Source organism: Nonomuraea sp. bgisy101 (assembly GCF_057708945.1).
Window position 1 is genome coordinate 433072 of record NZ_JBYITD010000003.1, and the last position, 10705, is coordinate 443776.

Here is a 10705-nt window from a genome sequence, read left to right on the forward strand (position 1 = left end):
GCGTGACCTGCCGTCGCGGGTCAGGGCCTGCGCAGGGACAGCAGGCGGTCGACCAGGGCCTTGGCCTGCTCCGGTCCCAAGGGCGCGTTGAACACCAGCGCGTGGAAGTAGATCGGCGCCTGGACGATCTCCATCAACTCGATCAGCGTGGGCGCGTTCTCGTGGCGGTCGAGCATCCCCTGGATCTGGACCCCGCGCTCCAGCAGGTAGATCTGGTCGTCCGCGTTCTCCGAACCCACGAGCGCGGCCCGCAGGAACAGCTTCCCGAACGGCCCCGCGAGGTCTCGCGCCATCTGGACCGCGTAGGCGTCGAGGTCACCGCGCAGCGTGCCGGTGTCGGGCACAGGCGACTGCTGCAGCACCTCGATGACCACGTCGTTGACCAGCCCGGCGATCGTGCCCCATCGGCGGTAGATCGTCGCCTGGTGGACGCCCGAGCGCTCGGCGACCTCCGCGACGCTCACGTCGACGCCTTCCCGCAACAGCTCGACCACCGCCTGGTGGACGGCTGAGCGGACCCGTGCGGAACGACCTCCTGGACGCTGCATGCGTTCCATCCTAACGCGAAGACTCTTGCGTTAAGGGCGAACCCAGGCCTATCTTAATCGCGAGAGATTTCGCGTTAAGGGGGCAGCATGGAACCGTTCGTCTTCGAGAACGACGCGGCGTTCTGGTACGAGACGCTGCGGGCGTTCGGCCACATCGCCTACGGAGGCGCCGACTTCGGCGAGGTGCTCGCGACCGCGCGGCGCATCACCGAGGGCGACTACGACAGCTGGCACGACGAGTGGCGGGCCACCGCCGACCGGGTGGCCGCGGAGGCCGAGCGCAGCACGCGGCCCATCAGCAGGAGAGACGGCTTCCTGCGCGCGTCGAACTACTACAGGACCGCCGAGTTCTTCCTGCACGGCACCCCCTCCGACCCGCGCGTCGCCGGTGCCCGCCGCCTGGCCGTGGAGTGCTTCAGAAGGGCACTGCCGCACGTCGAGCCGGTGGAGATCCCCTACGAGGGCACCACGCTCCCCGGCTACTTCTACGACGCGGGCGCCGGCCGTACCGTCGTGATGCACAACGGGTTCGACGGCAGCGCGGAGGAGATGCACTTCTTCGGCGCGGCGGCCATGCACGAGCGCGGCTTCAACGTCCTGACCTTCGACGGGCCCGGGCAGCCAGGGCCGATGCACCGCGAAGGGCTGGTGTTCAGACCCGACTGGGAGAACGTCGTCGGCCCCGTGCTCGACTTCCTGGCCACGCGCGTCGACTCGGACCGGGTGGCGCTGCTCGGCACCAGCATGGGCGGCGTGCTCGCGCCCAGAGCGGCCGCCTTCGAGCCGAGGATCAAGGCCCTGGTTGCGTTCGACGGCGTCTACGACATGGGCGAGAAGAGCGTCGCGGGCTTCGACGGCGACAGGGAGCAGGCCGTCAAGCTGCTCAACGCGCCCGAATCACCCGAGGTCGACCTGGTCTTCGAGCACCTCATGGCCACCGACCCGATCATGCGCTGGGCCTGCACCCACGGCATGTGGGTGACGGGCACCGCAAGCCCCCGCGAGTACGCCGCCGCACTCCTCGACTACACCGTGCGCGACGGGATCGCCGAACGGATCACCTGCCCCACGCTCGTCTGCTCGGCCCAGGGCGACTTCGCCCTCCAGGGTCAGCCCGAGCAGCTCTACGACCACCTGACCTGCGAGAAGACCTTCCTCGAATTCACCGAGGAGGAAGGCGGCGACGCGCACTGCCAGTCCGGAGCGCAGCGCCTGGCGATGGCCCGCATCGGTGACTGGCTGGAGGAGACGCTCTGATGAAGGACCTGCTGCTCTGGGACGTGCTGCCGTCCGTCGCCACCTACTACCTCTGCAGGGCGTTCGGCGTGCCCGAGTACGCCGCGCTCATCGCCGCCGTCAGCGTCGGCTTCCTGCGGGTCGTGTACGTCGCGGTCAAGAAGCGCACCTTCGATGGCTTCGCCGCGTTCACCGCGTTCGTGTTCGCGATGGGCCTGCTGCTCTCGCTGCTGTCGGGCGACGAGAAGTTCCTCCTGGCCATCAAGTCCCTGACCACCGCCGCCGCCGGGCTGATCCTGCTCGGCACGTGCGTGACGGGCCGTCCCGCCGCCTTCGCCATGGCCAAGCGGTTCGGCGCCGAGGACGAGGCGACCGTCCAGCGGTGGGACGCCCTCTACACCGCCGAGCCCGCCTTCCGCAGGATCTACGTGGTCATGACCATCGTGTGGGGCACGGCGCTCCTGCTGGAGTCCGCCGTGCGCCTGCCACTGGTCTACCTGCTGCCCACCGACGTCATGGCGGGCCTGTCATGGGTACTGCTCATCGGCACCGTCGCGCTGCTCGGGGCGTGGAGCGCCTGGTACGGCAAGCGGGGCGAGGCTAGGGCTGCTCGACTCGCCCGATAAGGCGCTTGCGCTCCCACTCGACGTAACGCCCGCTCTCGCCGAGCATCGAGGCCATCAGCCAGAGGAACACGCCGAAGTCGTCGGCGACACCGATGAGCACCAGGAAGTCGGGGACGATGTCGACCGGCGAGACGATGTAGACCAGGCCGAGCGCCATCATGGCGAGCTTGCCCTTGCCCATGCCTGCGTACTCGCCGCGCATCACGCCGCCGATAAGGCGGGGAATCGCCCTGACCCTGGTCATCAGGCCAGGGGTGCCGGGCTTGCTGACCTCGCGATACGTCTTCCAGGCCGCTGCGGCCCTCGATGCCTTCGCCATACGAGCACCTCCTCTTCGCGATATAACGCAATACCCGCCGCCGTGGTTCCCTAACGTAGCGCCGAGTGCACGAACGGGTGCGCCCGCTCGACCTGGGCGGCCAGCCGTACCAGGAGATCCTCCCTGCCGGCGGCGGCCACCAGTTGGACGCCGACGGGCAGCCCCTCGGCCGTCCTGTACAGCGGCAGCGAGATGGCAGGCTGCCCCGTCGCGTTGAACGGCGAGGTGAAGGCGACGGCGGGCCCCGTCCGCCCGAACGAGGTGCTCAGGTCGTCAGGAGGGAACCAGCCGAGCGGGTACGGCGGGATGCCGAGCGTGGGGGCCAGCAGCACGTCGTGGCCGCTCCACCAGGAGGCCATCCTGCGGCGGTAGCCGTCGATCCACTGCAGCGCGAGGATGTGGTCGACCGCGGTGCGCCTGCGCCCTGCCTCGGCCATCGCCTGGTTGCGCGGCTCCAGCTCCGACAGCTCCACCGGCTTGCCGCGCCACCTGCCGATGCTCTCCAGCTCGGCGGCCACGTTGGCGGACACGATCGCACCGAAGAACGTCGCGAAGTCCGATTCGCCGAGCGCCGCCGGCCAGCTCTCCTCGACCTCGTGCCCCAGCCTTTCGAGCAGCGCCGCCGCGCCCGTGACGGCGGCGGCGGGCTCCGGCTCGAAGGGCACGTCCTCTCGGGGATGCTCGCGCACGAACCCGATCCGCAGCCTGCCCGGCTCGGCCCGCACCTCGCGCGCGAGCGGCCCCGGCAACGCGGGCGCGGCGTAGGGGTCGCCGTGCACGTAGCCCGTGATCAGGTCGAGCACCGCGGCGGTGTCCCTGACGGTACGGCTGACCAGGCCGAGCGTTGACATGCCGCTCCACCCCTCACCTTGGGCGGGACCGTGGCTGGAACGGCCCCTCGTCGGCTTGAGGCCCACGAGCCCGCACGCGCCGGCGGGGATCCTGATCGAGCCGCCGCCGTCGCTGGCCGTCGCCACCGCCACCATGCCCGCCGCGACGGCCGCCGCCGACCCGCCGCTGGAGCCGCCCGCCGAGTAGGCGAGATCGTACGGGTTGCGGGTGGGCCCGTGCACCGCCGGCTCGGTCGTGATCGTGGTGCCGAACTCGGGCGTGTTCGTCCGGCCCAGGATCACGAAACCCGCCTCCCGCAGCCGGGTCACCGCGTGCGCGTCATCGGACACCTCCACGCCGTCGAGCGTGCTCGATCCCGCGCCGTACGGCTCGCCCGCCTGCGCCCAGCCGAGGTCCTTCACCAGGATCGGCACCCCGCGGAACGGCGTGCCGTCCTGAAGGTCGTCCAGCTCGGCAAGCGCCCGCTCGAACCTCGGGTGCACGACCGTGTTGAGCTCGGCGTCGTGCGCGCTGATCTTCGCGATGGCGGCCTCGACCAGCTCCCGGGGACTGACCCGGCCCTCCCGCACGGCCTGCGCCTGCCCGACCGCGTCCAGCCTCAGGACCTCGTCCACACGCGTCTCCTTCCTGCCGCGAACCTCGCCGACCCCACCCTCTCCCGGCCGCCGCCCGCGCGGAACCCCGCGTTCCCGTGGAGATCGCGACCGGTGCGCGGGTCAGGGCGCACTCAGCCGCCCGCCTGGGACGGCCTCCCCCGGCTGCGACGAACCTCATGCCCGCACCGGCCCACCCCGCCGTCCCGGGCAGACCCTCCGCCGCGACCCGCCCGACCGGGCTCTTGGAAGACCCTCTGATGCGACCCGCACGCGCGGCCCGTGGGACCTTCCTGCGCGGCCCACACCCACGGCCCGTGGAAGACCTACCTGCGCGGCCCACACCCACGGCCCGTGGAAGACGCCCCTGTGTGGAACGGCCGGCAGGCCCGGCCTGCGCGTGTGGCGGACCTTCCGGCGTGCCGGATCACGGTGCCAGGGCGCGAACGGCCTCGGGGACGGGCAGCTCGCCGGGGATGGGGGCCAGGATCGGCGTGTCGAGCCCGTTGTCCACGTACTCCCGCACGCGCGCCTTGCACGTCGCCGCGTCACCGTGGACGATCAGCGCGTCCACGACCTCATCGGGGATGGCCTTCAACGCCGCCTGCCGATCTCCGGCCGCCCACGCCTCGTGCATCGGCCGCAGCACCTCCGCCCTGCCCAGCCAGTCGTGGAAGGCCGCATACGCGGGGACGGTCAGGTAGCTGGCCAGCATCCACCTGCCCATCTCGCGAACCTTGTCTGCGTCCTCGCTCACGCACACGAAGATCCGGGCGATCAGCTCGGTCGAGGAGCCGATCTCGGCCCGCACCCGCCGTACGTCCTCGGGGGACAGCCAGTTGGTGATCGCGCCGTCCGCCTCGGCGGCGGCCAGGTGGAGCATCCTCGGCCGCAGCGCCGCCAGCACGATCTTCGGCGCCTCCTTGGGCGCCCGCTCCAGTTTGAAGCCCTTCACCTCGAAGGTCTCGTACCGTTCCGACACCTTCTCGCCCGCCAGAGCCTTCCTCAGGAAACGCAGAGTGTCGCGCGTCCTCGCGTACGGCTTGCCGAACTCGACGGCGTTCCACCGCTCCACGATCGCCGGAGACGAGGACCCGATGCCGAGCACGAACCGGCCGGGCGCCAGGTCGGCCAGCGTCGCCGCCGACTGGGCCAGCAGACCCGGCCCGCGGGTGAACACCGGCACGATGGCGGTGCCCAGCCTGGCCCCCCGCGCCCACTCGGCCGCGAGCGCCAGCGGCACGAACGCGTCGGTGCCGTTGACCTCGGCCGACCAGATGTCGGTGTATCCGAGATCCGGCAGGCCGGCGATCACATCCTTGGACTCGGCGAGGGAGCGGTCGAAGAAGGGGATCGTCATGCCCCAGTTCTGGGTCATCGCTGGTCTCCCTGCGGGGATCGGGGTCACTACACAGGACCATACCAACCAGACGGTATGCCGCCACGCGGATCTTCAGGTTCCCGACATTGAGGCTTTGACGTGCTAGAACAGGCACGGTGAGACGACGAGGGCTTTTGGCTTTCGCAGTGGTGGCGGGGCTCAGCATGCCCCTGGTCACCGTGGGCACGTGGGCCGCCGCGGCCCCTCCGCCGCTTCCTGAGCGGGTGTGCCCCACTGCCGCCATCTTGATCGGCATGGGCGCGCACGAATGTGACGCCGACATCTCCATCGACCTGACGCAGCTCGGCATCTCGCTGCCCAGGATCGAGACGAGCGCATGGCCGTACTCCTGCGAGGACGGCGAGTGCACCATCGCGGGCGGGGTCGTCTGCGGCGTCCTGTCCACGCTCGGCCTGGCCACGTGCGAGACGCCGCCACCGGCACGGCCGGCGGTGAACACCAGACCCAGGCCGCCGTTCCCTCCCGGGCTCACCTCCGTACCGCCGCCCAGGCCCGCGTTCGCCCGCCCGGCCGAGCAGGTCCCGGCTCTCGCTCCCGTCGCGGCTCCTGTTCCGGCTTCCTTCGCGGCTCTCGCACCAGCGGCCCTGGTCTCTGCCGTCGCGCCCCCACCGGCCCAGGCTCCCGCCCCGGCGGTCCAGTCGGCGACCCAGGCTCCCACCCCGGCCGCCCCACCGGCAGCCCCGGCTTCCGATCCGGCGGCCCCAGCTCCCGATCCAGCCGTTCGACCCGTAGCCCCGGCTCCCGCCCCGGCCGTTCGACCAGCGGATCCGGCACCCGCTCCAGCGGTCCAACCGGCGGCCCAGGCACCCGCCGCACCTGTCCAGCCCGCTCCCGCCCCAGCCGTCCAGCCAGTGCCCCCGGCACCCGCTCCGGCCGTTCGACCAGCGGATCCGGCACCCGCTCCGGCCGTTCGACCAGCGGATCCGGCACCCGCTCCAGCGGTCCAACCGGCGGCCCAGGCACCCGCCGCACCTGTCCAACCCGCTCCCGCCCCAGCCGTCCAGCCAGCGCCCCCGGCACCCGCCCCGGCCGCCCAACCAGCGGCCCCGGCACCCGCCCCGGCGGTCCAACCGGCGGCCCAGGCGCCCGCTCCTGCTCCGGCTCCTGCCGCGGCGCTCCCACCGGCTGTTCCCACACCCTCCGGGATGCTCCAGCCGACGGCCCCGAACCGGCCCACCGTCGCGCTCCAGCCGGCGATCCCGCCGCGTCCTGTCGGCACCAACCCGCTGACGCTCTTCCCACCGTTCGCTCCGCCTCGCCCGATGGTCGTGATGCCCCTCGCCGTCCATCCGAGCACACCGGCCTCCATGCCGGCGGGAGCGGAGGCCCCGGCACCTGACCAGCCCCGCGCCACCGGACCCGTCACAGCCCTCGTCACCGCATTCGTCACCGGCGGCCCGAACACGCCGGCCACGACAACATCGACGGGCACGGCACCCATGGGCACGACGTCCACCGACACGACAGCCACCGGCACGGGTGTGGCAGCCACCGGCACGAGCACGACAACCACCGGCACGGGCGCGGCATCCACAGGCACGGCCCCCTCCGCAGGCGCGGTCGCCTCCACGGGGACAGTCCCATCCACAGGCACGGCCCCATCCACGGGGACAGTCCCATCCACAGGCACGGTCGCCTCCACGGGGACAGTCCCATCCACAGGCACGGCCCCATCCACAGGGACAGCACCTTCCACGGGGACGACTCTTTCCATGGGGACAGCCCCATCCATAGGCACGGCCGCGGCCGCGGGAACGGTCATACCCGCCCAAGCCTCGGCCCCGGCGGCGACCGGTGCGACCGCACCCGCCGCCGCGCCGATGTCCCCACCCGCCCCGACGCGGGCGGCCGACCCGGTATGGCTCCAGCAAGCGGCACCTCAGCAGGCGGCACCTCAACAAGCAGCATGGCCACAGCAGGCGGCGCCTCAACCAGCGGCATGGCCACAGCAGGCGCTACCTCAGCAAGCAGCGTGGCCACAGCAGCCGGCCCCGGAGGCGCGGTCAGCCATCGTCCAGCCGCCCGTGCAGGACGTCGACAGCCAAGCGCCGGTTCCACAAGCCAGGCCACAGCAGTCCCCAGAACCGGCCCCAGCCGTCCGGACCGTGGTGCAAGCCGATGCCTCGACACCGGACGAGCCGGCGGAGGGCAGGAGAGAGCATTCCTCGGTCACCGGTTGGTTCGCGGCCCGGAGTGAGGGCCTCGACCAGACCCCGATGGTCGTGGTGGTCCTCGTCGGAGCGGCGGTGGTGGGCGTGGTCTCGTTCCTGAGCGGCCGCCGCAGCGTGGGCGCCCGCGGCCGCGCACGCAGGCGCGACGCACGTCAGACCAACCTGTGACCTCTCCGCAAGCAGACGCCACGCAGGTCACGCTCACCCTGGGAAGCGCTTCGCAGGCTGACACCACGCACGTGAGGTCGGCCTCCGAGGCGTTCCACAGGCACGCTCGACGCGGATCAGGTCATTCTCTGACCCGCTCCGCAGGCAGACACCACGCGGGTCAGCCCAGCCTCTGACCCGCTCGGTGGATCGGCGCGACGCCAGCCAGCTCGACATGTGACGCGCGCAAAACGCAAAGACGACAGCATGCGACACATTCAGCACTCAGGGGCGACGGCATGCGACACGCTCAGCGCTCAGGGGCGCGACGCGCGTCACGCTGGCATATCGCGCGCTCAGCAGGCAAGGGCGACGCGCGTCAGGCTGGCATATGGCGCGCGCTCAGCAGGCAGAGGCGACGCGCGTCAGATCGGCATGTGACGCGCTCCATGGACAGGCGCGACACGGATCGAGTCGGCATGCGGGGCGCTTCGTTGAACCCTGCCCGGGGGTCAGTCGGCCCCTGGGCTCCGGGTGGCCTCAGCACCCCTCCGTCATGCCGTCGGCGCGCAGCCGACGTCCGCACCAGGCATGGCGCGTGACAGAGACGACCGCCGCCATCCTGTGGTCCCCTTCCGCTTGGACGACCCGCGAACGGACCGGCCGCCAACCCATGGCTCCTCAGACGCCCTCCAGAACCGGACCCAGCCGCCGCATGGCCTGGTGAACGACCCAAGCCGGCCAGTGGCTCCTCAGACGCCCCCAGACAGGACCAGCCACAGCCGATACGTCGCTTCTCAGACGACCCCAGAACCGGCCCCAGCCGCCGAGCGGCCTCGTGAACGCCCCAGACCGGCCCCAGCCGCCGTGCGGCCTCGTGGACGGCCCCAAGACCGGCTGCCATCGACCCGCGGCTCCTCAGACGGCCTCAGGGGGCCGGCTACGCCATCTGCGGCTCCTCAAGACGCCTCAGGACCGGCTCCGCCACCCCGTGCCACGGGCGGGGCCGCTTCACCGACGTGGCGACACCTGACGGGCATCTCGGCCGGGGTACCGGTCGGCAGGTGCGAGGCACGGCCCGCTGCTCCAACGACGTGTCCTGGGCACCGCGGCACGACCGGCACGAGGCCGCCACCAGCGCCATCCACTCCGTGCTCGCCACAGCCCCAGCGGCTACGTGGAGTAGTCCGTCCGATCAGGCCCTGAGCTCGTGGACCGCCGCGATGAAGTCCTTGGTGATGCCGCGCAGGCCGGGCAGGTGGGACATGCCGACGAGCCGGTCGACGAGCGGCACGCTCACCTCGATGAGCCGGTAGGTGCGCTCGCACCCGGGAGAGGTGTCGTGCACCCAGTACAGGACGATCCCCATGGACATCAGCCACAGCAGCTCGGGCAGTTCCTCGCGCAGTTCGGCGTCCATGCGGTCACGCGAGCCTTCGACCACCTGCCGGTAGATGGCGATGGACGCCTCGCGGGCGGGCGTCGACTGGGCGCTGAACGGGCTGAGCGGGTTGGTGGGCTCGGCGGCGTGCTTGAAGAACTTCACCGCGAACTCGTGGTACGGCTCCGACACCCGTACCCACTCCCTGAGCACGCCCGTCAGCCTGGCCGCGAACGAGCGCTCGGTGGCCAGCAGCTCGCGGCAGGCCTCCTCGTGCGCGATCTGGGCACGGTCGTAGTACGCCTGCACCAGCTCGTCCTTGGAGGCGAAGTAGTAGTAGGCGTTACCTACGGAGACCCCCGCCTCCGTCGCGATGGCCCGCATCGTGGTGGCATCGAAGCCGCGTTCCCTGAACAGGCGCAGGGCCGTCTCGACGATGAGCTCTCGGGTGCTCTCCGATCCTCGGGTTCGGGGTTCGGACACGCTCGTCACTTTACGTTAGTCAGCGGCGTGAGGTCATGGAGCCGCACGGTGATCACCGCCACACGGTAAAGATCGCTTCGGAGGAGGGATCATCCGGGCTGAAGTGTGGCATTGATGATTCGGGCGGAAGGGCAACTCCGCGAAAAAGGCCATCACATGTGGATACGTTGGTTGGTGCGGCTCTCAATCGCCGCGCTCATCGCCATACAGACCTGCATCATCGCGCTGTCGGCTGCGGCTTCGGCGGCTCCAGTGCGGCCTGCCTCGACCCTTGAGGAGGACGTCGTCGAGGCGCGACCGCCGATCGTCAGAACATATGAGCTACAAGGCGTCATCCGGGTCGCCCGCTGGTACACAGGGGCGGCCGAGCAACCGAAGGTCGACCTGTCGCGCGCCATGCCACGTGGGGCGGCGCGCGTCTCGCACACGTTCGCCATGGACAGACTGTCCTCGGCGGGCCTGCGCTGGAAGTCCAGCGGCGGCTGCATCGACAAGGGCAACCGCGTGTGCACATCGCTGCAGGCGGTCAGATCCTCCACGGTCACGGGGGCGATCGACCTGAAGCTGAACAGCGGCTGCAAGATCACGGTCACTGGTGGCACGGAGGCGGGGCACGCGCCCGGCCGCTACAGTCACGGGGCGGGCTACAAGCTGGACATCCGCCACAACCGGTGCATCGACGACTACATCACCAGCACCTATGACCGGGCGGGCGTGCGCTCCGACGGGTCGGCGCTGTACCGCTCGGACACGGGCACCGTCTTCGCCAGTGAGTCCGACCACTGGGACATCCTGTTCCGCTGACGTGCCGCTCTGACCAGCGGCGCTCTCCGCGCGGCCCTCTCATCCGGCAGACCCTCTCATTCGAGGGGCCTCTCCGCCGGTCCTCTCAGCCGAGGGTCCACACGTCCGGACCTCCCTGCGGGCCTTCTCGTCGGGCGAGCCTC

The 10705-nt window shown here is 71.1% G+C and carries 9 protein-coding genes; 4 read left to right on the forward strand and 5 right to left on the reverse strand.

Features of this window, described 5'->3' with window-relative positions:
* Positions 1 to 20: 20 nt before the first annotated feature.
* On the reverse strand, positions 21 to 548 hold the full coding sequence (locus AC3EO4_RS08310) for a TetR/AcrR family transcriptional regulator (protein ID WP_379572909.1): 528 nt from the start codon (positions 546 to 548) through the stop codon (positions 21 to 23).
* Positions 549 to 635: 87 nt separating this feature from the next.
* Between AC3EO4_RS08310 and AC3EO4_RS08315 the strand changes: the two genes are divergently transcribed.
* Both AC3EO4_RS08315 and AC3EO4_RS08320 read left to right on the forward strand, forming a co-directional pair.
* Positions 636 to 1805: an alpha/beta hydrolase family protein gene (locus AC3EO4_RS08315; RefSeq protein ID WP_431894620.1), complete on the forward strand. Its 1170-nt coding sequence runs from the start codon at positions 636 to 638 to the stop codon at positions 1803 to 1805.
* Positions 1805 to 2410, forward strand: a complete 606-nt coding sequence (locus AC3EO4_RS08320; protein WP_431894622.1) for a VC0807 family protein — start codon at positions 1805 to 1807, stop codon at positions 2408 to 2410. The genes AC3EO4_RS08315 and AC3EO4_RS08320 overlap by 1 nt, the downstream gene beginning before the upstream one ends.
* Here AC3EO4_RS08320 and AC3EO4_RS08325 read toward each other — a convergent pair.
* The 3 genes from AC3EO4_RS08325 to AC3EO4_RS08335 form a co-directional block, all read right to left on the reverse strand.
* Complete coding sequence (locus AC3EO4_RS08325; protein ID WP_379572906.1) at positions 2385 to 2729, reverse strand: YkvA family protein; 345 nt, start codon at positions 2727 to 2729, stop codon at positions 2385 to 2387. The genes AC3EO4_RS08320 and AC3EO4_RS08325 overlap by 26 nt on opposite strands.
* A 50-nt stretch (positions 2730 to 2779) precedes the next feature.
* On the reverse strand, positions 2780 to 4195 hold the full coding sequence (locus tag AC3EO4_RS08330; protein ID WP_431894623.1) for an amidase: 1416 nt from the start codon (positions 4193 to 4195) through the stop codon (positions 2780 to 2782).
* A gap of 406 nt (positions 4196 to 4601) precedes the next feature.
* Positions 4602 to 5552: an LLM class F420-dependent oxidoreductase gene (locus tag AC3EO4_RS08335; protein WP_431894625.1), complete on the reverse strand. Its 951-nt coding sequence runs from the start codon at positions 5550 to 5552 to the stop codon at positions 4602 to 4604.
* A gap of 2129 nt (positions 5553 to 7681) precedes the next feature.
* Here AC3EO4_RS08335 and AC3EO4_RS08340 point away from each other — a divergent pair.
* Positions 7682 to 7915: a hypothetical protein gene (locus AC3EO4_RS08340; RefSeq protein WP_379572903.1), complete on the forward strand. Its 234-nt coding sequence runs from the start codon at positions 7682 to 7684 to the stop codon at positions 7913 to 7915.
* A gap of 1174 nt (positions 7916 to 9089) precedes the next feature.
* Here AC3EO4_RS08340 and AC3EO4_RS08345 read toward each other — a convergent pair.
* The gene (locus AC3EO4_RS08345; protein ID WP_431894627.1) at positions 9090 to 9758 is read right to left on the reverse strand and encodes a TetR/AcrR family transcriptional regulator; all 669 of its coding nucleotides are present in this window, start codon (positions 9756 to 9758) and stop codon (positions 9090 to 9092) included.
* A 114-nt stretch (positions 9759 to 9872) separates the two neighbouring features.
* Between AC3EO4_RS08345 and AC3EO4_RS08350 the strand changes: the two genes are divergently transcribed.
* Positions 9873 to 10562 carry a hypothetical protein gene (locus tag AC3EO4_RS08350; protein WP_431894629.1) on the forward strand — a complete coding sequence of 230 codons (690 nt, stop codon included), beginning with the start codon at positions 9873 to 9875 and terminating at the stop codon, positions 10560 to 10562.
* Positions 10563 to 10705: the final 143 nt, after the last annotated feature.